Annotated in this window: 28 protein-coding genes and 1 other RNA gene; 13 read left to right on the plus strand and 16 right to left on the minus strand. The window is 64.6% G+C overall.

Annotation, left to right across the window (positions count from 1 at the left end; genetic code table 11):
- Nucleotides 1–36 precede the first annotated feature (36 nt).
- Together gloB and QA640_RS43180 are read left to right on the plus strand one after the other, a co-directional pair.
- Nucleotides 37–804, plus strand: a complete 768-nt coding sequence (gene gloB / locus QA640_RS43175) for a hydroxyacylglutathione hydrolase (protein ID WP_283038673.1) — start codon at nt 37–39, stop codon at nt 802–804.
- A gap of 9 nt (nt 805–813) precedes the next feature.
- Nucleotides 814–1,236 carry a cupin domain-containing protein gene (locus QA640_RS43180; RefSeq protein WP_283038674.1) on the plus strand — a complete coding sequence of 141 codons (423 nt, stop codon included), beginning with the start codon at nt 814–816 and terminating at the stop codon, nt 1,234–1,236.
- A 245-nt stretch (nt 1,237–1,481) separates the two neighbouring features.
- Here QA640_RS43180 and phbB read toward each other — a convergent pair whose 3' ends face one another.
- Nucleotides 1,482–2,207: an acetoacetyl-CoA reductase gene (gene phbB, locus QA640_RS43185; RefSeq protein ID WP_283038675.1), complete on the minus strand. Its 726-nt coding sequence runs from the start codon at nt 2,205–2,207 to the stop codon at nt 1,482–1,484.
- Between the two features lie 209 nt (nt 2,208–2,416).
- Entirely contained in the window at nt 2,417–3,595 is a 1,179-nt protein-coding gene (locus QA640_RS43190) for an acetyl-CoA C-acetyltransferase (RefSeq protein ID WP_283038676.1), read from the minus strand.
- Nucleotides 3,596–3,913: 318 nt separating this feature from the next.
- Here QA640_RS43190 and phaR point away from each other — a divergent pair, with 318 nt between their 5' ends.
- Nucleotides 3,914–4,504 carry a polyhydroxyalkanoate synthesis repressor PhaR gene (gene phaR / locus QA640_RS43195; protein WP_283038677.1) on the plus strand — a complete coding sequence of 197 codons (591 nt, stop codon included), beginning with the start codon at nt 3,914–3,916 and terminating at the stop codon, nt 4,502–4,504.
- A gap of 183 nt (nt 4,505–4,687) precedes the next feature.
- On the opposite strand, the gene QA640_RS43200 is transcribed toward phaR, so the two are convergent.
- The 9 genes from QA640_RS43200 to QA640_RS43240 form a co-directional block, all read right to left on the minus strand.
- Nucleotides 4,688–5,197, minus strand: coding sequence for an Lrp/AsnC family transcriptional regulator (locus tag QA640_RS43200; RefSeq protein WP_283038678.1), 510 nt, complete (start codon nt 5,195–5,197; stop codon nt 4,688–4,690).
- A gap of 99 nt (nt 5,198–5,296) precedes the next feature.
- Nucleotides 5,297–6,214, minus strand: coding sequence for a PfkB family carbohydrate kinase (locus tag QA640_RS43205; protein ID WP_283038679.1), 918 nt, complete (start codon nt 6,212–6,214; stop codon nt 5,297–5,299).
- A 14-nt stretch (nt 6,215–6,228) separates the two neighbouring features.
- Nucleotides 6,229–7,179: an NAD(+) diphosphatase gene (nudC, locus tag QA640_RS43210; protein ID WP_283038680.1), complete on the minus strand. Its 951-nt coding sequence runs from the start codon at nt 7,177–7,179 to the stop codon at nt 6,229–6,231.
- Nucleotides 7,180–7,206: 27 nt separating this feature from the next.
- Nucleotides 7,207–7,626 carry an HIT family protein gene (locus QA640_RS43215; protein ID WP_027520822.1) on the minus strand — a complete coding sequence of 140 codons (420 nt, stop codon included), beginning with the start codon at nt 7,624–7,626 and terminating at the stop codon, nt 7,207–7,209.
- A 186-nt stretch (nt 7,627–7,812) separates the two neighbouring features.
- Complete coding sequence (locus QA640_RS43220) at nt 7,813–8,940, minus strand: muconate cycloisomerase family protein (RefSeq protein WP_283038681.1); 1,128 nt, start codon at nt 8,938–8,940, stop codon at nt 7,813–7,815.
- The gene (locus QA640_RS43225; protein WP_283038682.1) at nt 8,937–9,689 is read right to left on the minus strand and encodes an SDR family oxidoreductase; all 753 of its coding nucleotides are present in this window, start codon (nt 9,687–9,689) and stop codon (nt 8,937–8,939) included. Before QA640_RS43225 ends, QA640_RS43220 begins: the two co-directional genes overlap by 4 nt.
- Nucleotides 9,689–10,486, minus strand: a complete 798-nt coding sequence (locus tag QA640_RS43230; RefSeq protein ID WP_283043062.1) for an amino acid ABC transporter ATP-binding protein — start codon at nt 10,484–10,486, stop codon at nt 9,689–9,691. Before QA640_RS43230 ends, QA640_RS43225 begins: the two co-directional genes overlap by 1 nt.
- A 5-nt stretch (nt 10,487–10,491) precedes the next feature.
- Nucleotides 10,492–11,154, minus strand: a complete 663-nt coding sequence (locus QA640_RS43235; protein ID WP_283038683.1) for an amino acid ABC transporter permease — start codon at nt 11,152–11,154, stop codon at nt 10,492–10,494.
- 192 nt (nt 11,155–11,346) lie between these two features.
- Nucleotides 11,347–12,207: a transporter substrate-binding domain-containing protein gene (locus QA640_RS43240; protein ID WP_283038684.1), complete on the minus strand. Its 861-nt coding sequence runs from the start codon at nt 12,205–12,207 to the stop codon at nt 11,347–11,349.
- Nucleotides 12,208–12,393: 186 nt separating this feature from the next.
- On the opposite strand from QA640_RS43240, the gene ffs reads away from it, so the two are divergent.
- From ffs to QA640_RS43270, 6 genes are all read left to right on the plus strand, one after another.
- Nucleotides 12,394–12,490: signal recognition particle sRNA small type (ffs, locus tag QA640_RS43245), an RNA gene on the plus strand.
- A gap of 94 nt (nt 12,491–12,584) precedes the next feature.
- A complete protein-coding gene (locus tag QA640_RS43250) occupies nt 12,585–14,417 on the plus strand; it encodes a DNA polymerase III subunit gamma/tau (protein ID WP_283038685.1) in 1,833 nt (610 codons plus the stop codon).
- 23 nt (nt 14,418–14,440) lie between these two features.
- The gene (locus QA640_RS43255; RefSeq protein ID WP_283038686.1) at nt 14,441–14,761 is read left to right on the plus strand and encodes a YbaB/EbfC family nucleoid-associated protein; all 321 of its coding nucleotides are present in this window, start codon (nt 14,441–14,443) and stop codon (nt 14,759–14,761) included.
- Between the two features lies 1 nt (nt 14,762).
- A complete protein-coding gene (recR, locus tag QA640_RS43260; RefSeq protein WP_283038687.1) occupies nt 14,763–15,365 on the plus strand; it encodes a recombination mediator RecR in 603 nt (200 codons plus the stop codon).
- 29 nt (nt 15,366–15,394) lie between these two features.
- Nucleotides 15,395–15,829: a hypothetical protein gene (locus QA640_RS43265; RefSeq protein ID WP_283038688.1), complete on the plus strand. Its 435-nt coding sequence runs from the start codon at nt 15,395–15,397 to the stop codon at nt 15,827–15,829.
- A gap of 102 nt (nt 15,830–15,931) precedes the next feature.
- Entirely contained in the window at nt 15,932–16,315 is a 384-nt protein-coding gene (locus tag QA640_RS43270; RefSeq protein ID WP_283038689.1) for a hypothetical protein, read from the plus strand.
- 2 nt (nt 16,316–16,317) lie between these two features.
- Here the strand turns inward: QA640_RS43270 and QA640_RS43275 are convergent, their stop codons facing one another.
- Together QA640_RS43275 and rmuC are read right to left on the minus strand one after the other, a co-directional pair.
- The gene (locus tag QA640_RS43275; RefSeq protein ID WP_283038690.1) at nt 16,318–17,697 is read right to left on the minus strand and encodes an MFS transporter; all 1,380 of its coding nucleotides are present in this window, start codon (nt 17,695–17,697) and stop codon (nt 16,318–16,320) included.
- A 194-nt stretch (nt 17,698–17,891) separates the two neighbouring features.
- On the minus strand, nt 17,892–19,088 hold the full coding sequence (rmuC, locus tag QA640_RS43280; RefSeq protein WP_283038691.1) for a DNA recombination protein RmuC: 1,197 nt from the start codon (nt 19,086–19,088) through the stop codon (nt 17,892–17,894).
- Nucleotides 19,089–19,260: 172 nt separating this feature from the next.
- Between rmuC and def the strand changes: the two genes are divergently transcribed.
- The 3 genes from def (at nt 19,261) to truA (ending at nt 21,773) form a co-directional block, all read left to right on the plus strand.
- Nucleotides 19,261–19,788: a peptide deformylase gene (def, locus tag QA640_RS43285; protein WP_283038692.1), complete on the plus strand. Its 528-nt coding sequence runs from the start codon at nt 19,261–19,263 to the stop codon at nt 19,786–19,788.
- Nucleotides 19,789–19,980: 192 nt separating this feature from the next.
- Nucleotides 19,981–20,916 (plus strand): methionyl-tRNA formyltransferase, encoded by a 936-nt coding sequence (gene fmt, locus QA640_RS43290; RefSeq protein WP_283038693.1) that lies wholly within the window; start codon nt 19,981–19,983, stop codon nt 20,914–20,916.
- Nucleotides 20,917–21,035: 119 nt separating this feature from the next.
- Nucleotides 21,036–21,773 (plus strand): tRNA pseudouridine(38-40) synthase TruA, encoded by a 738-nt coding sequence (gene truA, locus QA640_RS43295; RefSeq protein WP_283038694.1) that lies wholly within the window; start codon nt 21,036–21,038, stop codon nt 21,771–21,773.
- A gap of 176 nt (nt 21,774–21,949) precedes the next feature.
- Here truA and dapE read toward each other — a convergent pair whose 3' ends face one another.
- A complete protein-coding gene (gene dapE, locus QA640_RS43300) occupies nt 21,950–23,116 on the minus strand; it encodes a succinyl-diaminopimelate desuccinylase (protein ID WP_283038695.1) in 1,167 nt (388 codons plus the stop codon).
- A 229-nt stretch (nt 23,117–23,345) separates the two neighbouring features.
- A complete protein-coding gene (gene dapD, locus QA640_RS43305; RefSeq protein ID WP_283038696.1) occupies nt 23,346–24,191 on the minus strand; it encodes a 2,3,4,5-tetrahydropyridine-2,6-dicarboxylate N-succinyltransferase in 846 nt (281 codons plus the stop codon).
- A 164-nt stretch (nt 24,192–24,355) separates the two neighbouring features.
- On the opposite strand from dapD, the gene QA640_RS43310 reads away from it, so the two are divergent.
- On the plus strand, nt 24,356–24,673 hold the full coding sequence (locus QA640_RS43310) for an antibiotic biosynthesis monooxygenase family protein (protein WP_283043063.1): 318 nt from the start codon (nt 24,356–24,358) through the stop codon (nt 24,671–24,673).
- Between the two features lie 115 nt (nt 24,674–24,788).
- Here the strand turns inward: QA640_RS43310 and QA640_RS43315 are convergent, their stop codons facing one another.
- Entirely contained in the window at nt 24,789–26,483 is a 1,695-nt protein-coding gene (locus QA640_RS43315; protein ID WP_283038697.1) for a bifunctional diguanylate cyclase/phosphodiesterase, read from the minus strand.
- Nucleotides 26,484–26,644: the final 161 nt, after the last annotated feature.

Below are 26,644 nucleotides of genomic sequence, written 5' to 3' on the forward strand. Positions count from 1 at the left end.
TATCTGTTTGACGGGGCTGAGCGCGATGGAGATGTCATGGCCGCCGAAATTCGTACTTTCACCTGTTTAAACGACAATTTCGGTTATCTGATCCACGATAAGGAAACCAAGGCAACCGCCTCGATCGACGCGCCGGAAGCCGGGCCGATCCTCAAGGCGCTGGAGCGCGAGGGCTGGACGCTCACCGACATCCTGATCACCCATCACCACGGCGATCACGTCGGCGGCGTCGCCGAGCTGAAGCAGAAATATAATTGCCGCGTCGTCGCGCCGCACGACAAGACGACGAAAATCGCCGACGTCGATCTGCGCGTCGTCAATGCCGACGTCGTCAAGGTCGGGAGCCTGCTTGCACGCGTGCTGGAGACGCCCGGTCATACGCTCGACCATATCTCCTACGTGTTCGACGCGGAGAAGACGGTGTTCGCCGCCGACACGCTGTTCTCGATCGGCTGCGGTCGCGTGTTCGAAGGCAACTACCCGATGATGTGGGATTCGCTCCTGAAGCTGCGGTCGCTGCCCGATGACTTCAAGCTCTATTGCGGCCACGAATACACGGCCTCCAACGTCAAGTTCGCGCTCACCATTGAGCCGGACAATCAGGCGCTTCAGGCCCGCGCGGCGGAGGTGACCAAGCTTCGCGCCGAGAACAAGCCCACGATTCCCTCACTGCTTGGTGATGAGAAGCGAGCAAACGTGTTCCTGCGCGCCGATGACCCCTCGGTTGCAGCCAGGCTACACATGAAGGGCGCCGACGCCGCCGCCATATTCGGTGAATTGCGCGAACGCAAGAACAAGTCCTGACGGGGATCGATGCCGACTGCAGCCGAGATCATCGCGCGCCTGGAGCTGAGACCGCATCCCGAAGGCGGGCATTACCGCGAGACATTTCGTGATCAGGCGACCGACGCCCAGGGACGCTCACGCTCGACCTCGATCTATTTCCTGCTGGCGCGCGGCGAGCGCTCGCACTGGCATCGCATCGATGCGGTCGAGGTCTGGCACTATTATGCCGGCAGTCCCTTGACGCTGCGCATTGCCCATGATGGCTGCTCACAGCACGAGGTCCGGCTCGGCACGGGGCTCGTGCACGGCGAGCGGCCGCAGGCGATCGTGCCGGCGCAAGCCTGGCAGATGGCCGAGACCACCGGCGAATGGACGCTGGTCGGCTGCACCGTGGCGCCGGCGTTCGAATTCGTAAAATTCGAGCTCGCGCCGAAGGGCTGGGAGCCCTAAAGGCTCGCAGGCATCCTCACCGCTTCCGCAACACCATGTCCTTGGCCGCGATCAGGCCGCCTCCGTCGATCAGGATCGCGGCGATCGCGGATGGCCGGACATAGCCGTCCTAAGGACGGCGTCACTTCCGCTCGCCGATGTCCGGTCATTCACGCGTTGCCGCGGCTGGCTGGACAGGCATGGATGCCCGGGACACGCCCGGGCACGACGATGTCATCGATATGATCGGGCGTGATGCTTGCGCATCACACCATGTACTGGCCGCCGTTGACCGACAGCGTCGAGCCGGTGATGGCGCCGGCCTCATCCGCTGCGAGGAACACCACCGCGCGGGCGATCTCCTCGGGCTCGCCGAGACGGCCGATCGGGATCAGCGGCAGGATCGACTTCTCCAGCACGTCCTTCGGCACCGCCTGCACCATCTCGGTGTTGATGTAGCCCGGGCAGATTGCGTTGACGGTGACGCCGCCCTTGGCGTTCTCCAGCGCGAGCGCCTTGGTGAAGCCGATCTCGCCGGCCTTTGCGGCGGAATAGTTCACCTGGCCGAACTGGCCCTTCTGGCCGTTGATGGAGGAGATGTTGATGATGCGGCCGAACTTGCGCGCACGCATGCCCTCGATCACCTGGCGCGACATGTTGAACAGCGAGCCCAGGTTGGTGCCGATCACGGCGTTCCATTGCTCGAGGCTCATCTTGTGGAACGCACCGTCCTTGGTGATGCCGGCATTGTTGACGAGCACGTCGACCGGGCCGACCTCGGCCTCGACCTTCTTCACGCCCTCGGCGCAGCCGTCGAAGGAACTGACATCCCATTTGTAGACGTTGATGCCGGTCTCGGCCTTGAACTTCTCCGCCGCCGCGTCATTGCCGGCATAGCTCGCCGCGACCTTGTAGCCGGCCGCCTTCAGCGCCTTGCTGATCGCAGCACCGATGCCTCGCGTACCACCCGTGACCAATGCAACACGTGCCATATTATATTCCTTCCCTCGACGTTTCCTTGGACGCTTCTACAGATGTCAGTGAACGCTTTTACTGACGGATTATGCGGGTGGATTGACGGACATCAAGAACAAAACGCCCGGCGGTGAGCCGGGCGTTTGTCTTTAGTCGAGGCTTACGCGGTTGCGAAGAATATTTGATTTGCAACCGCTGCCCTTTTTAGTCGCGTGCAACACACTCTTTAGTCTCGTGCTACGCACATGGCGATACCCATGCCGCCGCCGATGCACAGCGTGGCAAGGCCCTTCTTGGCGTCGCGCTTCTGCATCTCGTGCAGCAACGTCACCAGCACGCGCGCGCCGGAGGCACCGATCGGATGGCCGATCGCGATCGCACCGCCGTTGACGTTGACCTTCGAGGTATCCCAGCCGAGGTCCTTGTTGACGGCGCAGGCCTGCGCCGCGAAGGCTTCGTTGGCCTCGATCAGATCGAGATCGCCGACGTTCCAGCCAGCCTTCTTCAGCGCCAAACGCGAGGCCGGGATCGGGCCGGTGCCCATGATCTTCGGATCGACGCCGGCATGGGCCCAGGAGACGATTCGGGCGATCGGCTTCTTGCCTTCCTTGGCCGCCTGCTTGGCAGTCATCAGCACGACGGCAGCCGCGCCGTCATTGATGCCGGATGCGTTGCCGGCCGTCACCGTGCCGTCCTTCTCGAAAGCCGGCCGCAGCTTGCCCATCGCATCGAGGGTTGCGCCGTGGCGCGGATACTCGTCGGTGTCGACCACCACGTCGCCCTTGCGTGTCTTGATGGTGACCGGAACGATCTCGTCCTTGAACTTGCCGGCCTTCTGCGCGGCCTCCGCCTTGTTCTGCGAAGCGACCGCGAACTCGTCCTGCTGGGCGCGGGTGATCTGAAATTGCTTGGCCACGTTCTCGGCGGTGTTGCCCATGTGGTAGCCGTTGAAGGCATCCCACAGGCCGTCCTTGATCATGGTGTCGACGAATTCGAGGGCACCCATCTTGACGCCGCCGCGCAGGTGCTGGGCGTGCTGGGCCATGCTCATCGACTCCTGGCCGCCGGCGACCACGATGTCGGAATCACCGTTGACCAGCGCCTGATAGCCGAGCGCGACCGAGCGCAGACCCGAGCCGCAGAGCTGGTTGACGCCCCAGGCCGGGCTATCCACGGGGATGCCGGCCATGATCGAAGCCTGGCGAGCCGGATTCTGGCCCTGACCTGCTGTCAGGATTTGGCCCATGATGACTTCGGAGACCCGGCCGGGCTCGATGCCACCGCGCTCCAGCGCGGCCTTGATGGCGATGGCGCCGAGGTCGTGGGCGGGAAGGGTCGCGAAGGCTCCGTTGAAGCTTCCGACCGGGGTGCGGGCGGCGCTGACGATGACGACATCGTCTGACATGGGCATCTCCTGGGGCTTGAGGTTCTTGGTGAGAAGGGCAGGCGTAACCGTTGAAATGGGCTCGCCAGTCTTGCCTGGCATCCTGTTAACGTCGTTGCGGCATGTCAATCGGCCGGGCGCCAGATTCATGCCGCAGCGCATTTCAAAACAGCGTTCTTGGCGCTTTCGCAAGCAAGTTTTTGCTCTGCAATTAACCGTGGCGCACAAAACGGTAGCGTGAGCCCTTTGAAAATGCTTATTTTGTTGCGTTGCGTACTCTTCCCGCCCTGCGGCATAGCCCGCCGGGTTCCCGTTCTCAGCGTTTGCAAGTGAGAGCCCATGGCGAAATCAGACCAACCCACCACCATCAAAAAATACGCGAACCGCCGGCTCTACAATACCGGAACGAGCACCTATGTGACGCTGGAAGATCTCGCCGCCATGGTGAAGGAAGGCGAGGATTTCCTGGTTTATGATGCCAAGACCGGCGACGACATTACCCGCTCGGTGCTCGCCCAGATCATCTTCGAGCAGGAGAACAAGGCCGGCCAGAACCTCTTGCCCACCACCTTCCTGCGCCAGCTGATCCGCTTCTATGGCGACAGCATGCAGATGGTGGTGCCGAAATATCTGGAGCAGTCGCTCGCGACGCTGACCCAGGAGCAGGAGAAATTCCGCAAGCAACTCGCCAACACCCTGTCCGGCACGCCCTTTGCTCCGCTGGAGGAGCAGGTTCGACGCAACATGGAGCTGTTTCAGCAGACCTTCTCGATGTTCAAGCCGTTCGCGACCCCGCAGCGCTCCACGACGCCGGAGCCCGAGCCGGAGGGCAATGGCGAGGCGCCAAAGAGCGACAACATCGACGAGCTGCGCCAGCAAATGAAGGACATGCAGGAGCGCCTCGAGCGGATGTCGAAGAAGGAGGAGTAGGCTTCCTCCATCCACGCCGCATCTCCTGCGCCGCGAATCGCATCGGCCTCGACCACGCACTCCGCCGTCATTCCCCGCGGAAAGCGGGTGATCCAGTATTCCAGAGACGGCCGGTGTGCTGAAAAGCCGCGGCGTACCGCATCGCCTGGTCGAGCCGGGCGATGACGGCTCCTGTAGTAAGACCTAAGCCGCGACCACCGTCGGGATCGGCAGTGCGGTGACCGACTTGATCTTCTCCATCGCAAAGCGCGAGGTGACGTTCTTCAGCGGCACCGCGCTGATCAGCTTCTTGTAGAAGACGTCGTAGGCGTGCATGTCCGCGACCACGACGCGCAGCATGTAATCGACGTCGCCGGCCATGCGGTAGAACTCCATCACCTCGGGCATGGCGCTGACGGCCTCGGCGAATTTCTTCAGCCAGGCCTCCGAATGGTCGGCGCTCTCCACCGACACGAACACGGAGATGCCGAGCCCGATCTTGTTCTGGTCGACCAACGCTACCCGCTTGAGGATCACCCCATCGCCCTCCAGGCGCTGGATACGCTTCCAGCAGGGGGTTGAGGACAGACCGACCCGGTCGCCGATCTCGGCGACGGACAGCGAGGCGTCTTCCTGGAGTACCATCAGGATCTTGCGGTCGATGGCGTCGAGGCGGCGGTTGGTCTCTGGGAGTTGGACGGCAAGGTCGCTCATTTGAGGAACTTTTTTCCATTTTTGGGGTCGAAACCCCTCATATATAGAAAAATCTTCTAGAGCAAGTCCATATTCCGCGCGGCAGGGTGCCCGCACCAATCAGCCTCCGCGAAAAAGCTCTTCAACTTCAACGCGTTGCGGGGCGGCCAGGCCGCCGCCAAAACGGGTGCATTTCAGCGCCGCTGCGGCTGCGGCGAATCGCAGCGCCTCCCGTGCGTCCCGGCCTTCGGCGAGGCCAAGCGTGAAGGCGCCATGGAAGACGTCGCCGGCCCCGAGCGTATCCACGGCATGGACCGGAAAGGCCGCCATCTCCTCCAGTTCGCCCCTCTCGTTCAGCCAGATCGTGCCACTCGGGCCGCGGGTGGTGGCGAGGAATGCCGGCGTCAGCCTCGCGAGCGTCTTCAGGGCCCCACCGTCGTCGGCGACGCCGGCCGTTTCCTGCAACTGCGCGCTGGCAAACACGACGTGCGAGGCTGCCGTAAGCAGGCCATCGTCTTGCGACATCGCGCGGTCGACGCCGGCGATCACGGGAATGCCGCGGCGTCGCGCCTCGGCGCAGAGGGGAATGGTGAATTCGGCACAGCGACTCTCGACCAAAATGGCGTCGCAGTCGCTGAGCAGCGCGTCGGCATCAGGCAGCTTCACCGTCCACAGTTTGGGATCGCGATAGATGACGAGGGTGCGCTCGCCGCTCGCGTCGATCATGATCGCCGAGACCGGCGTCGTCAGGCCCGGCATTCGCACGACGTGCCCCACATCGATGCCCTCCCGCGCCATCCGTTCGAGGATGAAGCCGCTCGAGGTCTCCCGTACATCGCCCATCGGCCCGACCAGCGCAGCGCGGCCGCCGAGCCGCGCGATGGCGATCGCGGCGTTGAGCGCGTTGCCGCCGCAGATCTCCTCCAGATGCGTGGCGTTCGCCTTGCCGCCATGCTGCGGCACGCCCTCCACGCGGAAGGTGAGGTCGCGCACGGGGATGCCGATGCAGAGGATGCGCGGCGCGGTTCTGGCAGACATCGGGCTGAGCCGCCTTAAGCGCCGCTCTTGTCCCCGCCCTGCAGCCAGCGGCCGACCAGATGATGGGCGATGGCGAAGGGGTGCGGACCGGCAAGCCCGTCCGGATGCGTCCGCGTCAGCATCAGCCGTGCCTCGTCGCGGCTGAACCAGCGGGCGTCCTCCAGCTCGGAGCGGTCGACCGTGATCTCATCGGTCAGCGCCCGCGCGCTACAGCCGATCATCAGCGACGACGGATAGGGCCAGGGCTGTGTCATGTAGTACTGCACATCGGTACAGCGGATGCCGGACTCCTCGAAGATCTCGCGTCGCACAGCATCCTCGATGGTCTCGGCCGCCTCGACGAAACCGGCGAGGCATGAGTACATGCCCGGCGGAAACTGCTTCTGGCGGCCGAGCAGGCACTTGTCGCCGGAGGCGACCAGCATGATCACGACCGGATCGGTGCGCGGAAAATGCTCGGCCTTGCAAGCAGGACACTCGCGCCTCCAGCCGCCTTCCTTCATCGCGCTGCGCGCACCGCAATTGGCGCAATAGCCGTGGCGCTGATGCCAGGTGACCATCGACTTCGCCATCGCGATCGCGGACAGCTCCTGCGGAGGGATGGCGCCCTGCATGGCCATGCCGCGCAATTCGGTCACGGCATAGTCCTCTCGGCCGATCAGCTTTTCAGCCGCGGCCTGCGGCATGCCCATGCCGAACACCGCTGCGCCATCACGCAAGCCTAAGAAGATCGTGCCGGGATTGGCGCCGCACTTGGTGGCTTCGTCGATCGAGAGCAGCGCGCGGACGCGCTCGCCCTCGCGCTTCACCAGGAGCGAGTCGCGGTAGATCACATAAGCGCGCGAAGACGGATTCTGCTCGAGCGCGAACAGTTTTTCGTCATTGAGGCGCAGATGCGCCGCGCGATCGAGGGCGTTGCTGACGAAGGCCGGCTGTCCCAGTGGGAACGAGTCGAATGCTGACATTATTGTTCTTTCAACCCAATCGTTCTTTCAACCCAACCAGATCTTGCGACGAAGCGCGCTGATGAAATTCTGCACCTCCTCGGCATCATGCGCCAAGGGCGGCATCACGCCCCAGACCGGGCGCGGCCACGCCGCGTCGCTGGTGCGGCGCGCAATGATGTGGACGTGAAGCTGCGGCACGAGGTTGCCGAGCGCTGCGACGTTGAGCTTGTCGCATTTGGTGATTTCCTTCAGCGCACGCGAGACGCGCGTGATCTCGGTCATCAATTGCGCCTGCTGCACCTCGTCGAGATCGATGATCTCGACCGCATCCGCGCGCCGCGGCACCAGCAAGAGCCAGGGGTAATGGGCATCCTTGATGACCAGCACTTTCGACAGCGGCAGGTCGCCGATATCGATGGTGTCCTCTTTCAGGCGGGAGTGCAGCGACCAGGCGGGATCAGGCATGGAGTGTGTCCGGATGGCCCGACAGGATCGGGCGGCAAGGGCAGGAACCCTGATTATCTGGCGCCGACCATACGATACCGATTCCGTTAGGGGAAGGATCGCGCTTTGCATACTCGATCGTCGTCCCGGACAAGCGTAGCGAAGCGGAGCGCAGATCCGGGACGACACCAAGCTGGCCGCGGTGTCCTACGCCTCCGCTAGCACGCGCGCGTTGGCGCGGACCGAGGATTCGCTGACGCGGATGCCGAGGCCGGGGCCGTCGGGCACGACGACATGGCCGGCGCGGTTGGGGATGCGTTCCTCCAGGACGTCCTCGGTCAGTACGTGATGCGGCATGTAGAATTCACAGCCAAGCGAGATGCCCGGCGCCGCCGCAATGAGCTGCGTGCCGGCAGCGAGCCCGATGCCGCCTTCCCACAGCGTGCCGCCGTAGCCGGGCAGGCCGGCGACGTCGGCGATCGCCATGGTGGCTTGCGCCTCGAACAGGCCGCCCGCCTTCATCAGCTTGATGGACACGGCGTCCGCGGCTTGCCGGCGCACCACCTCCATCATGTCGCGGCGATCGAAGCAGCTTTCGTCGGCGAGAACGGGCGTTTCCAGCGCTGACGTCAGCTGCGCCATGACGTCGAGATAGTTGCGCGGCACCGGCTGCTCGATGAAGGTCGGCAAAAACTGCTCGACGTCGCGTAAGATCTTGATGGCGCCGAACGGCGCCAGCGCCTGGTTGTAGTCGACGCGAAGGTCGACCTTGTCGCCGAATTCCTTGCGGATCGTCGAGAGGTGATCGAGGTCCTCGCGATGCGGCTTCACACCGGTCTTGACCTTGTAGATCACGTTGCCGTCCGGAACCATCTTTCGCATGCGCTCCAGATCTGCAGCGAAATCCGGGTCGGCAATCGAAAAGGAGAGGGGGATCGTGTCGCGCACGCGGCCGCCGAGCAGGTCGGCGACCGAAAGCCCTGACGACTTGCCGACGATGTCGAGCAGCGCCATCTCGATCGCGACTTTTGCTTCCGCGTGGCCGACGAGCGCGCGGTCGAGCTCCGCCATCAGCGCGCGGATGCGGCGCACCGGCTTGCCTATGATGATCGGCCGCAAGTAGATGTCGAGCGCGGAAAACGCTGCTTCCGGCGTGCCCGTAAACACCTCCCACGGTGCCGCCTCGCCCCAGCCGACCACGCCGTCGCTCGCGGTGAGCTCGAGCAGCACGCGCTTCACCGTGCCCTTGACGTTGCCGACGCCCTGAAGCCGTGCCATCTTGATCGGGCTTTCGATCAGGAACAGGCGAATCCTTTCGACGGTCGTCTCGGTCATGTCAGGCCTCCATTGACGTGCCAAACCTGGCCGGTGACGTAGGACGCCTTCGGTGACGCGAGGAAGGCGATGATTTCGGCCACTTCCTCCGGCCGCCCGCGGCGGCGCATCGGGATCAGCGCCTCGGTGGCGGCGATCTGCTCGGGCGAGAGCCGGCTCTCGCTGGGCTTGTCCTTGACGATGAGGCCAGGTGAAACCGCATTGACGGTGATGCCGTCGCCGGCGAGCTCGACCGCGGTCAGCCGCACCAAGGCTTCCAGCGCGGAGCGGCTCGCGGCCGTTGCCGCGAAGGGCGCGAATTCGGGCCGGATCGCGTGCGCCACAAAGGACGAGACCGCAACGATCCGCGCATCTCGCCCCGCACGCAGCTGCGGAAGCGCAACTTGGACGAAGCGCGTGAAGGCGAGGGCGGACTCGTCCATCGCCTGCAGGAATTGATCCGCGGGCGTGCCGATCACACTGCCGCGGCGGGCGTGGCCGCCGACCAGGATCAATCCGTCGAGCCTGCCGAACGAGAGCGCAGCTTCGCACGCAAGCGTCACGGCTGTTTCACTGGCGAGATCGCCGAGGCATTTTGCAACGACGGCACCGCATGCTTCGGCTTCCGTCGCGGTCGCATCAAGTCCGGCCTCGTTCGAGCGCGTGTGCAGCACAAGCGCGATGCCGGGAGCTGCCAGCAGCCTTGCGGTGGCGCGGCCGATGCCGCTGGCGGCACCGGTGACGAGATAGGCGCGATCGATATTTGGCATCACGATGCTGCAGTGGCTGGCGGCAATGCGCCGGTGCGGTGGAAATGGCTGAGGAAGGCGCGCGTCGCCGCCTCGCGGGGGCTGTCGATCACCTGCCGCGCCGGGCCGTCCTCGACCACGACGCCGTCGCGCATGAAAACGACGCGGCCTGCGACCTCGCGGGCGAAGGCGATTTCATGTGTCACGATCACCATGGTCATGCCTTCGGAGGCGAGTTGCTGCATCACATTGAGCACCTCGCCAACGAGCTCGGGGTCGAGTGCCGAGGTCGCTTCATCGAACAGCATCACGTCCGGCTCCATGGCGAGGGCCCGCGCGATCGCGACGCGCTGCTTCTGTCCGCCCGAGAGCGTTGCCGGATATTGATCGGCCTTTTCCAGCAGCCCGACTTTTGCCAATTGCGCTCGCGCAAGTCTTTCGGCATCGGTCTTGGGCATGCGGCGCACCGTAACCGGTCCCTCCATGACGTTTTGCAGCGTCGTCATGTGCGGGAACAGGTTGAAGTGCTGGAACACCATGCCGGTGGAGGCGCGGAATCTTGCCAGCGTCTTCACGTCGGGCAGCTTGGCACCCTCTCCGAACGCGAACCGCGTCTCGCCGACGCGGACGCTGCCGCCGTTCGGCACGACCAGCAGATTGATGCAGCGGAGCAGTGTCGATTTGCCGGAGCCCGACGGCCCGATCAGCGCGACCACGCCGCCCTTGGCGACGTCGAGGTTGATGTTCTTCAGCACCTCGTTGCTGCCGAAGCTCTTGCGTAAGCCGCGGATCTCGATCTTGCAAGTTTCCTTGGACATATCGCTCATTCGCTGACCGCCAAACGCTTCTCGCCCCGCCGCACGATGATGGTCAGTGGAATGAGGATCGCGGCATAAGCGAGCGCCACTGCGGTGTAGGTCTCGAGCGGCCGGTAGCTGTCATGCGCCGCGACCTGACTCTGATAGACGAGGTCGGGCACGGCGAGCACCGAGACCAGCGAGGTGTTCTTGAACTGGATGATCGACTGGTTCATCAGCGCCGGGATCATGCGCTTGATCGCCTGCGGCAAGACGATGCGCATCATGCTCTGGCGCGGCGTCATGCCGAGCGCGGCGCCCGCTTCCGACTGGCCGCTGTCGATCGAGACGATGCCGCCGCGGATGATCTCCGAATAGAACGAGCCGCCATAGAGCGACAGCGCCAGCGCCGAGGCCGTGATCGGCGTCATCTCGACGCCGGCCAGGATCGGCAGCGCGTAGTAGAACCAGATCAGCTGCACCAGGATCGGCGTGCAGCGGAATGCCTCGACGAAGGTCAGCGCAATGGCGCGCAGCCAGCCGAAGCGCGACAGCATCGCGAGCGCGGCGACGAGGCCGAACAGCAGCCCGAGCAGCACGATTACCACGGTAAAGCCGACGGTGACGCCGAGCCCGTTCAGGAAGAGCCAGCGATAGCTCCACAGGATGCCGAAGTCCCACTGATACATGCGTGCTTTCTTGCTTTACCTCTCCCGCTTGCGGGAGAGGTCGCATTGCATCGATGATGCAATGCGGGTGAGGGTTCTCCCCTCGCAGGGGTTCTCGATTGTGGAGACACCCTCACCCCGACCCTCTCCCGCAAGCGGGAGAGGGCGTGGAGCGGAGTTTGCGGAGCCGGTTCGACGCAATCTCATCACGCCTTACAATGTCACGCCTGGCGGTATGTCCGCCTCGGTCACGCCCACGAGTTCCATGTTGGTCAGGATCGCCGTGCGGATGAAGCCGAGGCCCTTGTTGAAGTCGATCCAGGTGTTGACGTAGTCGCGCCAGGTCTTGTCGGTCTCGCGGCGGAAGCCGGCGTTGGAGGTGGTAGCGAAGATCGGTGTCGGCAGCACGAACTGGCCGAGCGATGGATTCTTCTTCAGCACCGTCAGCGACAGCATGGTGATCAGGCACTGCGCATCGACGCGGCCGGTCTGCAGCGCGGCGGTGGCATCATCCGCCGTCTTCAGGCGCGAGATCTGCGCCTTCGGGATCAGGCGGCTGACGACCTGGTCGTGCGAGGAGCCCTGGTCGACGGCGATCTTGATGTCGGGCGAATTCAGCTCGGCCCAGGTCTTCGGCTTGAAATCCTTCTTGGCGAGGAAGCCGAAGGCGTTGTTGAAGACGGGCATCGAGAAATCGATGACCAGCGCGCGCTTCGGGGTCGGGTTGAGACCGAAGAAGATGTCGATCTTGTTGGACTGGAGATCGAGCACCGAATTGCCCCAGGTTGTCTCGGTGATCTCGAGCTCGGCCTCCATGTCGTCGGCGAGCGCCTTGGCGATGTCGATGTAAAAGCCCTTCCACTGGCCGCTGGCGAGATCCTTCATGTAATAGGGCGCACCGCCATTGACCGCGCCGATCCGCATCTTCTTGGTGCGGCGGATGCGCACGAAGGTGGATTCGTTGGGATCGGGGGCCGACTGCGCCGCCGCCTGTGGAACGACCGCGCCTGCCGCCATTGCCGCGCCCACTACGCCAAGCCCGACAATCGATGCAACATCACGACGTGTAACCATTTTGGTATCGCTTTTCTGGTTGGGTGAAGTTCCGGCGGGGTTCTTACCAAGGCGGCACGGTCAGCGAAAGCACAGCCTCTTGGCGGCAGGAGCAAGGAATTGCCCGGGTGCTGGGCAACCCAGCGAGCCCAACCCCCCGGTGATACCCGCTTGCTTTCCGACCCTTTTGGCCCCAAATAGGGACCGGGAGATTGGCGGTGGACGAGCCACTCGCCAACCGGGTCAGGTCCGGAAGGAAGCAGCCCTAACGAGGTCCGGATCGGGTCGCTCGTCAGTCTCCTACCTGTTTTTTCGAGCGAATTGCGCCGGCGGGCTCCCCGCCAGCGCGCTCCTTTCCGCAAAAGCCGGCCGAGAGACATTTCATTGCGGATCGACCGATGACCGACGCTGGCGCCCCCACCGACCCTGACAGCGCCAGCCAGACTGGCTTTGCGCTCGGCGCCCAGCCGGGGACGCCGTACCGGGTGCTGGCGCGAAAATATCGTCCCTCCAACTTCGACGATCTGATCGGCCAGGAGGCGGTGGTCCGCACCGTCTCTAACGCGTTCGAAACCGGGCGCATTCCGCAGGCCTGGATCCTCACCGGTGTCCGCGGCGTCGGCAAGACCACCACCGCGCGCATCCTCGCCCGCGCACTCAACTACGAGATGCCGGACGGCTCTGTGAAGGGCCCGACCATCCACATGCCGACGCTGGGCGTGCATTGCCAGGCGATCATGGAAAGCCGGCACATGGACGTGCTGGAGATGGACGCGGCATCACACACCGGCGTTGATGACGTCCGCCAGATCAACGACAGCGTGCGCTATGCGCCGGCCAGCGCCCGCTACAAGGTCTACATCATCGATGAAGTCCACATGCTGTCGACGGCGGCATTCAACGCCTTCCTGAAGACGCTGGAGGAGCCGCCGGAGCACGCCAAGTTCGTGTTTGCGACGACAGAGATCCGCAAGGTTCCGGTGACCGTGCTGTCGCGCTGCCAGCGCTTCGACCTGCGCCGGGTCGAGGCCGACGTACTGATGAAGCACCTTGGCAATATCGCCGCGAAGGAAAGCGTCGAGATCGAGCCCGAGGCGCTCGGCATCATCGCGCGCGCAGCGGAAGGTTCCGTGCGCGACTCGCTGTCGCTGCTCGATCAGGCGATCGCCCATGCGGCGGGCCAAGTGAAAGCCGATGCCGTACGGCAGATGCTGGGGCTCGCCGACCGCACCCGTGTCATCGATCTCTTCGATTCGCTAGTGCGCGGCGACATCGCCTCCGCCTTCAAGGAATTCCGCGACCAGTACGACACCGGCGCCGATCCCATCGTCGTGCTCTCGGACCTCGCCGAATTCGTCAACTTCGTCACCCGCGTGAAGATCGTGCCGGCGACGGCCGACAACGTCGCCTATGGCGAGACCGAGCGGCTGCGTGCGCGTGACTTTGCGTCGAAGATCTCGATGCGCGTGTTGTCACGGATGTGGCAGATGCTGCTCAAGGGCATCACCGAGGTGCAGGCTGCAACGCGCCCGGCCGCTGCCGCGGAGATGGTGCTGGTCCGCATCGCCTATGTCGCCGACCTGCCGACGCCGGACGAAGCGATCAGAATGCTGGAGCAGAACGGCGGCGCTTCGCCCGTGGTGAGCGGCGGAAGCGCTGCGCGCAGCACGCCGACCGCGCCGGTTGCATCCGCAGCTCCGGTGCGCGCCCCGTCCCCGCCTTCCTCTTTCGGCGGTGCGCGGCCGCAGATGGCGGCACCGGCGCCGGAGACTCAAGGCTCGGCACCGGCGTTGCGCATCACGAGCTTCGCCCAGCTCGTCGCACTCGCCGGCCAGAAGCGCGATCTCATGACCAAGGCCGCGCTGGAAGGCGACATGCGCCTCGTGCGTTTCGAGGATGGCCGGCTCGAGGTCGCGCTCGAGCCCAACGCCGCCAAGACCTTGATCACCGAGCTCGCGCGAAAGTTCGAGTTCTGGACCGGTCGCCGCTGGACGGTGGTCGTCTCCAATGAGCAGGGCCAGCCGACGCTGCGCTCGCTCAACCAGGCCGCCAAGCAGGAGCACGCGCGCACCGCCGAGGCCGATCCGCGGGTGCAGGAAGTGCTGTCACGCTTCCCCGGCACCAAGGTCGTCGAGGTCCGCAGGCTTGCCCCCGAGACGCCGGAATCCAATATTAACGCCGACTATGGCAGTGATGATCCGCTCGAAGGTTCCGACGGCGACGATCTCTGAGCCAGTTTTAAGGACAAACCCCCATGGCTGATTTTCTCGGCATGATGAAGCAGGCGGCGCAGCTGCAATCCAAGATGCAGGCGATGCAGGACGAACTCGGCAGTGTCGAGGTCGAAGGCATCTCCGGCGGCGGCCTTGTTGCGGTGCGCATGACTGCGAAGATGGACGTCAAGAGCATCAAGATCGATCCCTCGCTGATGAAGGCGGAGGAGCGCGAGGTGCTGGAGGACCTGCTCGTCACCGCGCTCAGTGATGCGCGCCGCAAGGCGGAAGCCGCCATGCAGGAGAAGATGCAGGCGCTCACCGGCGGGCTCGGCCTGCCGCCGGGACTGTTCGGCCAGTGACATGGGAGCGGTTGCCGGTCCCGAGATCGAACGCCTGATCCAGCTTCTGGCGCGCCTGCCCGGTTTGGGACCGCGCTCGGCACGGCGCGCCGCGCTGCACCTGATCAAGAAGCGCGAGGCGCTGATGATGCCGCTCTCCGCCGCCTTGCAGGTCGCGCTCGACAAGGTCCAGGTGTGCAAGACCTGCGGCAATATCGATACGCAAAATCCCTGCACCGTCTGCACCGACCCACGGCGAGATCCCGCCATCATCGTCGTCGTCGCCGACGTTGCCGATCTCTGGGCGCTGGAGCGGGCCAATGCGACGCAAGGGCGCTATCACGTGCTTGGCGCGACATTGTCGCCGCTCGATGGCGTCGGACCTCAGGATCTCACCATCGATGCGCTGGTCGCTCGCGCGCATGATCCGCAGGTGCATGAGATCATCTTGGCGCTGAACGCGACGGTGGACGGCCAGACCACGGCGCATTACATCACCGACCTGCTCCAGGATGCCAACGTCAAGGTGACCCGACTCGCCCATGGCGTGCCGGTCGGCGGGGAGCTTGATTATCTCGATGAAGGTACGCTATCGGCGGCAATGCGGCAGCGGACCCTGTTCTAGCAATCCCAGAAGACGACGGAACGGACGACATGACGAAACGATTCGCCAAACGGCTGGCTTTGGTCGCGACGATGATGATGCTGGCGACGCCGGCCGTCTCCGCGCAGCAAGGGTATGAGGCGCCCCCGCCGTCAAAGCCCGGCAAGCCGATCAACACCGGTGACGTGCTTTCTGGCGAGCTGAACGCCATGCGCGTGCGTGACGTCAAGAATGGCAAGAAGGTTGCGACCTACCAGATCACGTCCGAGCCGCGGCGCTTGCCGCCGCCGAACGGGCTGTGCAACCTCGAGACCGGCCCCGAGACATTCCAGCTCGTCACAAGCAGCGACGCGCAGGCCGCGCAGTTGAAATCATTCGTCGGCAAGGAGATCTCCGTCAAGGTCGACGAGGTCACCTGCGCCAGCGATCCCGGCCAGGTGAGCGAGGCCGTGATCACCAAGTGGAGCCTGGTGAAGAGGCAGTAGCGGACGTTGCGCGCGGCGCCACGTCCTGTTGGATGCTCCCTGATCTTGATCTCAGGTTGTGCGTCAAGCATAGTGCAAGCAATCGAATTATTCAGGAGGTCGATGGCTGTGCGCGGAACGTGCTTTGTCCTTCTGCTGGCCTGCACCAGCGTCAATCCTTCGATGGCCTTGGCCGCAGCGGAAGACACCTCCTACACGACCGCTGCCGCTGCGCTTGCGGCATTGCGCGCCAAGTCTGGCGTGAAGACGTCCGTACAGTCCGGTTGGACCGTGATCGAGGATGCGGCCACGTTGAGCCTGTGGTCTTTTCCGCCCGCCGGGCATCCGGCCTATCCCGCGGCGATTCAGCGTCGGGTGATGCAGGAGGGAAGCAACGTCGTGATCAAGATGAACGTGCTGTGCGAGGCGTCCAAGCCTGCTTGCGATGCTCTGGTGTTGGAGTTCGAAAAGCTCAACGGCAACGTCCGGCGACAGATGCAGCAGTAATTCTAAACCCGCACCGGCCCCAGCGTCTCGAAATGTCCGCGCTTCTGCAAATAGGCGAGCAGGATCAGGCTGGGCACCGCGACCACCACGCAGATCATGAAGAACAGCGGCCAGCCGGTCATCTTCGCCACGAAGCCGGCGCCCGACGAGAGATAGGTGCGCCCGACTGCGGCCAGCGCGGTGAGCAGCGCATATTGCGTCGCCGTGTGCAGCGGATTTTGGCACAGCGCGGAGAGATAGGCGACGAAGATCACGGTGCCGATGGCACTCGTGAAGTTCTCGGCTGTGATGGCAAAGGCCAGCGCCCATTGATTGGTGCCGACCAGCGCGAGCCACGAGAAGGACAGGTTCGCGATCGCCTGCACCAGGCCGCCGATCCACAGGCTCGTCGCCAGCGAATAGCGCCGCGCAACGAAACCGCCGGCAAAGCCGCCGATCAGCGTCGCTGCCAGTCCGACGCCCTTCACGATCGCCGCGTAGTCGTTGCGGGAGAAGCCGAGGTCGATCACGAACGGGGCCGTCATGGTGCCGGAGAAGGCATCGGTGAACTTAAACAGCACCACGAAAGCGAGCGCGGCGAGCGCATCCTTGCGCGACAGAAATTCCGAGAATGCGCCGATCGCGGCGTGCAGCACGCGCGCGAACGCCGTCTCGGTCTGCGTTGCGGCCTCCGCCTTTGCGGATTGTGCTGGCTCGGTAGCAAGAAGCGCGGTGATGGTGCCGATCAGCACCAGCGCCGCCATCACCATATAGCCCCACATCCACGCGGACGGCTTCGAAATGCCGGTGCTTTCGAAGCCGGACACGATGAACAGCGCTCCGGCGGTCGAGACCAGCATGCCAATGCGATAGGCCGCGACATAGGAGGCCATGCCGGCTGCCTGCTCGCTCTCGGGCAGGCTCTCGACGCGAAAGGCGTCGACCACGATGTCCTGCGTCGAGGACGTCGTCGCCACCAGCAGGGCGCCGAGCGCGACGAAGAACGGCGAGCGTGCGGGGTCGGTCAGCGCCAGCAGCAGGATCGAGATGATCAGGAGGAGTTGCGAGAACAGCAGCCAGCCGCGGCGGCGCCCGAAGGCGCGTGTGAACAGCGGCACGTGCAGCGCATCCACCAGGGGGGCCCAGAGGAACTTCAGCGTGTAGGGCGTGCCGACCAGCGCGAAGAGACCGATGGTCCCGAGATCGACGCCGGATTCCCGCATCCACACCAAAAGCGTCGAGCCCGACAGCGCCAGCGGCAGGCCGGAGGAGAAGCCGAGGAACAGCACAATCAGCACCCGCGGCTGCAGGTACACGGCCAGGCTCTCGCGCCAGGAGGCGGCGGCTGAAGCATCGGCGGCGGTTGCCGGGGCAGTTCCGGAGGTCGCGTCGGGTGCGGTCATGGAGGGGTGTTAGCAGATTCTGGCTGAAAAGGCCTTCGCTCCTGCGCGTGGGATAGGAACTATCGACACTCCTTTCGATGTCATCGTCCGCGAAGGCGGACGATCCAGTACTCACCGGCGTCTCGATTTAATCGCGACCGCCGCGGCGTACTGGATGCCCCGCCTTCGCGGGGCATGACAGCGTACCGTGGAAATCACTCCCCCGCCTGGAGCTTGCGCGGGAATAGCTCTGGGCCGCTTGCGACCAGGCGCGGGCCTTCGGGCGCGTCGGTCTTGCTGAAATCGAGCTCCTCGATCCGTCCTGCGCGCTTCTCGATCTTGTCGGCGGAGATCAGGATCTGGCGCACGTCCTCGTTCACGTCGGCAAAATGCTTCTGCAATTTCAGCACGCGGTCGCGCAGGCGTCCCAGATCGTCGCCGAGCTTGATCACCTCGGTGCGGATCTGGTCGGCGGCATCGCGCATGCGCGCGTCCTTCATGATCTGCTGCATCACCTGGATCGCGAGCATCAACAGCGACGGCGACACCAGCACGACACGGGCGCGGTAGGCCTTCTGGATCACGTCGTCGAAGCCGTCATGGATCTCGGCATAGACAGATTCCGAGGGAACGAACATCAGCGCCATCTCCTGGGTCTCGCCGGTGACGAGATATTTTTCGGCGATGTCGCTGACGTGCTTCATCACGTCGCCGCGCAGACGCTGCGTGGCGAGGCGCCGCTCCTCGTCGGTGCGCGCATCGTGCAGCGCGGTCATCGCCTCCAGCGGAAATTTTGCGTCGATGCAGAGCGGCCGCTGGTCGGGCAGGAACACGACGCAGTCCGGCCGTTTGCCGGTCGAGAGAGTGAACTGGAACTCGTAGGAGCCTTTCGGCAGCCCGTCCTGGACGATCGCCTCCATCCGCGCCTGGCCGAACGCGCCGCGCGACTGCTTGTTGGCGAGCACGTCCCGCAAGGTGGTCACCTGCGTGGTCAGGTCGGTAAGGTTCTTGTGCGCGTTGTCGATGATGCCGAGCCGCTCGTGCAGCGCGCGCAGGCTCTCCATGGTGTTGCGCGTCGAGTGCTCCATGGACTGGCCGACGCGATGGGTGACCGAATCCAGCCGCTCGTTGACCGCGCGCGCCATCTCGGCCTGCCGGCCGGCGAGAGCCTGCGCCATGGCGTCGACCCGCCCGGAGGCCTCAGCTTGGGCGCGCAGCATCTGGCTCAGGCGCTCCTCCAGCTCGTCGGCCCGGATGGTCTGCGCCATGGCGAGTTCCGCCCCGCGCCGTGAGGACCGCGCGATGACGATGGCTATGGTCAGGAGCAGGATGAGGACCAGCCCGCTGACACCGATCAGGGCGTCGACGGTGCGCACCGGCCAGTCGCCGAGCATAAAAACGATCTCGTTCATGCCAGCCCTTCTAGCCGATTCGCGGCACGGCGCGAACGAAGAGGGAACATTTATGGTTAACCGGCAGTGAATTTTTTATGGTTAATGAGGCTCTAATTTTTATGGTTAGCGAAACGTTAACGGCGTTCCCCACCGCATTGACCGCACCGGGCGCGCGGCTTAAATCGCCGCCATGGCCTTAAGAGAGATTATCATCCTGCCGGACAAACAGCTGCGTCTGGTCTCCAAGCCGATCGAGAAGGTCACGGCGGAGATTCGCAAGCTTGCCGACGACATGTTCGAGACCATGTACGACGCGCCTGGCATCGGGCTCGCGGCGATCCAGGTCGCCCAGCCCCTGCGTCTGATCACCATGGACCTCGCCAAGCGCGATGAAAACGGCGAGACTGCGCGAGAGCCTCGCGTCTTCATCAATCCCGAAATCGTCGCGTCGTCCGAGCAGATGTCGGTCTATGAGGAGGGCTGTCTCTCGATCCCCGAATATTACGAGGAGGTCGAGCGGCCTGCGAAGGTGCGCGTGCGCTTCACCGATCTCGATGGCAAGCTGCATGAGGAGGATGCCGAGGGCCTCTACGCCACCTGCATCCAGCACGAGATCGACCATCTCAACGGCGTACTGTTCGTCGACTATTTGTCGAAACTCAAGCGCGACCGCGTGTTCAAGAAGTTCGAGAAAGCCGCAAAGCGCGCGGTGGAGTGATTTTTGCTGCTGCTCCCCCCTTGTGAGGGAGGGTGGGGGGAGGGGGTAGCTCAGGAAATGGTGCTCATCATTTGCGGGCGCCAGCAACGAGGCGCCCGCATCGTCTGCGCGTGAATCGAGAGAGCGCGCCATGTGGCACCCCCCTCCCCTAGCCCTCCCAGCAAGGGGGAGGGAACGCAGTGAGTTCTGTTGATGCCTCTCCGCCTCATCTTCATGGGCACGCCCGATTTCTCCGTGCCGACGCTGCTCGAGCTCGTCGCGCATGGCCATGAGATCGTGGCCGTCTACACCCGTGCGCCGAAGCCGGGCGGGCGGCGCGGGCTGCAGTTGCAGCCGACCCCGGTTGAAGATGCCGCGCGAAAGCTCGGCATTCCCGTTCTGACGCCGAAAACCTTGAAGACGCAGGACGCGCTCGACGAATTCCGCGCGTTCGATGCCGACGCCGCCATCGTCGTCGCCTACGGCATGATCCTGCCGCAGGCGATCCTCGATGCACCAAAGCTCGGCTGCTACAATCTGCATGCCTCGCTGCTGCCGCGCTGGCGCGGCGCCGCGCCCATCAACCGTGCGATCATGGCTGGTGATGCCGAGAGCGGCGTCATGGTGATGAAAATGGACGTGGGCCTCGACACCGGCGACATCGCCATGGCCGAGCATGTTGCGATCTCGGACAGCATGACCGCCGCCGATCTGCACGATCGCCTCGCCCGGCTCGGCGCTGACCTGATGGTGCGCGCGGTGGCCGCGCTCGCGCGAGGTGGGCTGCAACTCAGGAAGCAGAGCGAGGACGGCGTCACCTACGCGGCCAAGATCGACAAGGCCGAGGCGCGCATCGACTGGACCAAGCCTGCGCGCGAGGTGCTGCGCCACATCCACGGCCTGTCGCCCTTTCCCGGCGCCTGGAGCGAACTCGCCGGGGTAACCGAGAACGCGCGCCTAAAAATCCTGCGCTGTGAGCTCGCAAAGGGTTCGGGCGCGCCGGGCGACGTGCTTGACGACCAGCTCACCGTTGCCTGCGGCGACGGCGCGATCCGCATCATCGAGCTGCAGCGCGAAGGCAAGGCGCGGATGCAGGCGGCGGACTTCTTGCGCGGCGTGCCGCTGAAGGCGGGAGCCAAATTCACCTAACGCTGTCATACCCCGCGAAGGCGGGGTATCCAGTACGCCGAGACTTTTCGGTCGAACGGATAGGCCGCGGAGTACTGGATCGCCCGGTCAAGCCGGGCGATGACACCACCCGGATTGAGATGCCCCGCTACAAGCTCACCATCGAATATGACGGCGCGCCGTTCTGCGGCTGGCAGGTGCAGGCGACGCTGCCCTCGGTGCAGGGCGCGCTCGAGACGGCCGTGAAGGCGATGTGCGGCACTGAGGTGCGCGTGCACGGCGCAGGCCGCACCGATGCCGGCGTGCATGCGCTCGGCCAGGTCGCGCATGTCGATATCGAAAAGCCCTTTGCGCCGGATCGCCTTCGCGATGGCCTCAATGCGCATCTGCGCCCCGCTCCGATCGCGGTGCTCGAAGCAGTGATCGTGCCGGAAACATTCGAGGCCCGCTTCTCGGCCGTGAAGCGCCACTACCGCTATCGTATCGTCAACACCCGCGCCAATCTCGCGCTCGACGTCGGCCATGCCTGGCGCGTATCGCGCAGGCTCGATACCGATGCGATGCATGCGGCCGCGCAACGGCTGATCGGCAAGCACGATTTCACGACCTTTCGCGATACGGAGTGCCAGGCCAAATCGCCGGAGAAGACGCTCGACCAGCTCGACGTGCTGCGCGACGGGCGCGAAGTGACGATCCTCACCTCGGCGCGCTCCTTCCTGCATAGCCAGGTCCGCTCCATGGTCGGCTCGCTGGTGTGGGTCGGCGAAGGCCGCTGGAGCGCCGATGATCTCTCCGCAGCACTCAAAGCCCGCAACCGCGCCGCCTGCGGTATCGTCGCCCCGCCCGAGGGGTTGTATCTGGTGAGGGTGGATTATTAGAGAGACGCGACGCTCGCACCACATTCACCAGTGTCATGCCCCGCGAAGGCGGGGCATCCAGTACGCCGCAGCTTCTCCCTATCCGTCACCGTCTCTGGAATACTGGATCGTCCGCTTTCGCGGACGATGACAGCGGAGTGCGTGGTGACGGCGGAGGACTGGGTGGGAGTCGAGCCTCAAGCAAAATACCGCGCCAAAATCCCGCGATAGACCTTCGTCAGCTTCTCCAGGTCCGCAACCGGCACGCGCTCGTCGACCTGGTGCATTGTCTGGCCGACCAGGCCGAATTCGATCACCGGGCAATAGCTCGAAATGAAGCGCGCATCCGAGGTGCCGCCTGACGTTGAAAGCTCGGGCTTGCGCCCCGTCACCTCCTCGATCGCCGAGACGGCGAGATCGGTGAACGGGCCGGGCTTGGTGACGAACACGTTGGAGTTCGAGGGCTCCCAGACGATATGCGCGCGGATGCGGTTGCCGCAGGCTTTGGCCAGCCGAGTCTCGACCAGCTCGCGCAGGCTCGCTTGCGTGTGATTGTCGTTGTAGCGGATGTTGAATCTGGCGCGCGCCTGGCCGGGGATCACGTTGTTGGCGGTGTTGCCGACGTCGACCGAGGTGAATTCCAGGTTTGAGGCCTGGAATTGCGCGCTGCCATGATCGAGCGGCTCGTCCGAGATCGCCACGATCAGCCGCGAGATATCGGGCACCGGATTGGACGCGCGGTGCGGATAGGCGACGTGACCCTGCAGTCCCTCGACATGGAGCGTGCCGGATTGCGAGCCGCGGCGACCGACCTTGATGGTGTCGCCGAGGGTCTCGACGTTGGAGGGCTCGCCGAGTACGCAATGGTCGAACTTCTCGCCGCGCGCCGCGGCCCATTGCAGCAGCTTGATGGTGCCGTTGATCGAGACGTCTTCCTCGTCGCCGGTGATCAGGAAGGAGATCGAACCCTTGCCGTCGCTGCGCGGCTTGCCGTCATTGGCTGCGAGATGCTCCAGCACGGCGGCGACGGAGCAGGCGATGCCGCCCTTCATGTCGACCGCGCCGCGGCCGTACAGGACGCCGTCCCTCACCTCGCCGGAGAACGCGCCGACGCTCCAGGCGCTTTCGTCGCCGGGCGGCACCACGTCGGTGTGGCCGGCAAAGGTGATGTGCGGACCCTCGCTGCCGATCCGCGCATAGAGATTGTCGACGTCGGGATAGCCTGCCTCGGAGAAGGTCACGCGATGTGTCGTGAATCCGGCGGCCTTCAGGAGGTCTTCGAGGACACCGAGGGCGCCGGCATCGGCCGGGGTGACGGAGGGGCAGCGGACGAGGTCGCGGGTGATGGAAACAGCGTCAGTCATACCCCTGGCTTAACACGCCATTGCGGCGGCGGGCCAGCCATGTGCGGGACCATTTCGAGCTCGCGCTGCTGGTCCCAGCCCAGCTCGCAAGGCCAGCCAGAATTTGGCCCGGTTGATGCGGCCGTTGAAGCTGAATAGGTACCAGGTCCAATCCACAACAAAAAGCTCCGGGCGGCGGACATCGTGTGCGGCTCGGAGTTTGGTCGATTTTCGACCGAAATTGGTTCGATCAGTCCCGCAGCAACTCGTTGATGCTGGTCTTCGAGCGCGTGCGCTCGTCGACGCGCTTGACGATGACGGCGCAGGCGGTGCTCGGGCCTGGCTGGCCGTCCTTCATGGGCTTACCGGGCAGCGCGCCAGGAACGACGACGGAATATTCCGGCACCTCGCCGATGAAGATTTCGCCGGTCTCGCGATCGACGATCTTGGTCGATGCGCCCAAAAACACACCCATCGACAGCACCGCGCCCTTGCGCACGATCACGCCCTCGGCGACCTCCGACCGCGCACCGATGAAGCAGTCGTCCTCGATGATCACGGGCTCGGCCTGCAGCGGTTCGAGCACGCCGCCGATGCCGACGCCGCCGGAGACGTGCACGCGCTTGCCGATCTGCGCGCAGGAGCCGACGGTCGACCAGGTGTCGATCATGGTCGCCTCATCGACAAAGGCGCCGAGATTGACGAAGGAGGGCATCAGCACGACGTTCTTGGCAATGAACGCCGAGCGGCGCACGATCGCGCCGGGGACGGCGCGGAAGCCGGCATCGCGAAACCGGTTCTCGCCCCAACCATCGAACTTCGAGGGCACCTTGTCCCACCAGGTCGCCTTGCCCGGGCCGCCGGGAATGGCGCTCATCTCGTTGAGGCGGAAGGAGAGCAGCACGGCCTTCTTCAGCCACTGATTGACCTTCCACTTGCCGCTGGCCTCGCGCTCGGCGACGCGCGCCGCGCCCTTGTCCAGAATCTCCAGCGCCTGATCAACGGCCTCGCGCACCTCGCCCTTGGTCGAGGTCGAGATGCCGTCACGCGCGTCGAAGGCGCTGTTGATGGTGGATTCGAGGTTTTGGAGGGACATTGGCATTTCCTCAGGGGCGGGCAGGGATTTTAGGATGAATTGGGGCGCTTTTTCGGGATTTGGAGGAAGAGAGTCAAGCTTGGTTCGCCATCATCACCCGCGAAAGCGGGGAATCCAGTACGTCTCGGCTTATCGATTCAATCACGGCCGTCTCAGAGTACTGGATCGCCCGGTCAAGCCGGGCGATGACATTGAGGGTGTGGAATGCACATGACAAGGCCGACGAGCAGAGCTTTGTGACATGGCAGGACGATGCCGCCTTCATGAAGCGGCAGCCCGGCTTCATCTCCACCCAGCTTCACCGCGCCATCGGCGACAGTCCGACCTACCTGAATCACGCGGTGTGGGAATTGACTGCCCATTTCCGCGCGGCGTTCACGCACCCGGAATTCCGGGCGAAGATTTCGGCGTATCCGGCCTCGGCGGTCGCAAGCCCGCATCTGTTTCAGAAAGTCGCTGTGCCGGCTATCTGCGTGGCGTAGCTCGCGTACGATTCTGGATCGTAGGGATGGTTGAGCCGAAGACGCAACCCACCTCTTCTCGGATATGCGGGCACGAAAGTGGCGGGTCACGCTTAGCTAACGCCCCCTGCGATCGCTACCCCGCCGCGGGCACCGTGTTGCCCGCGCCCACGCCCCACGGCCGTTCGGCCGATGCGAGCCCGATCAGCCGGCCCTGGATGTAGTCGCAGCCCCAGTCGCGCAGCATGTTTGCTGCCTCCTCGTCCTGAACCCATTCAGCCACCGTCTTGATGTCGAGACGGCGGGCGAGGTCGATCAGTGTGTGCACGAAGGCGCGGTCGTCGGCGGAATGGGTGATGTTCTGCACGAAGGCGCCGTCGATCTTGACGATGTCGACGCCGAGCTTGCGCAAATTGCGGAACGAGGTGTAGCCGGCGCCGAAATCGTCGATGGCGATACGGCTGCCGAAATGCTTGAGCCGGCCGACAAAGGCGCGGACGTCGTCGATGTCCTGGATCGCGACCGTCTCGGTGATCTCGACGATCAGCCGCTCGGCAACGCCCGGATGGGTCTGCATCAGCGTTTCGATCGACGCCCACCAGTCGGGATCCATGGTTGTATCGGGCGAGATGTTGAGGCTGAGCCTGACCTCGGGCGAGGCGGCGAGTTCGGCGACGACGAGTTCGAGCACGCGATGGTCGACGAGGCGGATCAGGCCGAGCCGCTCGGCGACCGGCACGATGTCGGGGGCGAGCAGCGTCCGCCCGTCGCCCTGCTCCATCCGCACCAGGCATTCGTAGAACGCGCCGTCGCGCGACGCGGCCGAGACCACAGGCTCATATGCGAGCACGATGCGGCGATCGTTCAGCGCGGTGACGATCTCGTCGGTGACGCGGATGTTGACGCGGCGCTGCGCATCGCGCTCGGCATTCGGCCGCCAGGCGCCGAACGAGCCGGCGCGGCGGCGCTTTGCGGCGTCCAGCGTCTCATGCGCGCGGTTGATCGCTTCATCGGTGTTGCGGGCGTAGCGCGGCACGCTGACCGCGCCGATCGAAGCGGTGATCGAAACCGGGCCCGACTTGGTCGGCACCACCTCGTCGCGGATGCCGGCGAGGAAGCGTTCGGCGGCGATGTTCATGTCGTCGATGGTGCAGTTCTTCAGGATGAGGCCGAACTTGTTGCCGGAGAAGCGCCCGAGCACGTCGCCGCCGCGAAGGCGCGTGCGGATGCGTTGTGCCACGTCGAGGATCACGGCGTCCGCAACGTCGAAGCCGAAGGCGTCGTTGACGCGGGCGAGATGATCGATGCCGACCAGCATGAAGGCCGAGGCCGAGCGGAAGCGCATCGACTCTTCGATCGCTTCCGCGAGCGCCGCGATCAGATGGGTGCGGTTGAACTCGCCGGTCAGGGGATCGAGCCGGGCGAGCTTTGCAAGCTCTTCGTCGCGGGCGTGGCGCTCATTGTTGATGCGGACGGCGCCGATCGCACGGACCGGCCGGCCATCGGGACCTGCGAACCAGCGGCCGGTCTCCTCGATCCAGACGACGGGATCGGAGGCGCCAACGCGCACGCCATATTCGGTCCGGTAGGGCGTGCCGTCGGCGCCGTGCACGGCCGGCGACTGGGCCAGGGCGGCCGTGCGCAGCGACTGCGACGGCTCGATCAGCCGGGCGAATTCGGCGCCGGTCGCCAGCCGCCCGGCGGGGATGCCGGGGAAGACGGAGCCGACCTGCTCGCTCCAGGCGATCGCATCGCTCGCGATATCCCAGATGAAGACGGCCTCGCCCAGGGAGGCCAGGATGTCGGAGGCTTGCGGCACAACAGCGGTCAAGGGCGCCTCGTTTCGGGACAGCGGAGACGGTCTCACGACCTGAGGATAGAGCGAGATTCGGCTTTGACCCTAGGCAAAGTTCATAAACAATTTGGAAACCACGTTTGCAAGGCAACCCGGAACCAAATCGACCCGGCCGGCATAGGCCTTGCGAGTAGCTC

It is taken from the genome of Bradyrhizobium sp. CB82 (assembly GCF_029714405.1).
Taxonomy (GTDB): domain Bacteria; phylum Pseudomonadota; class Alphaproteobacteria; order Rhizobiales; family Xanthobacteraceae; genus Bradyrhizobium.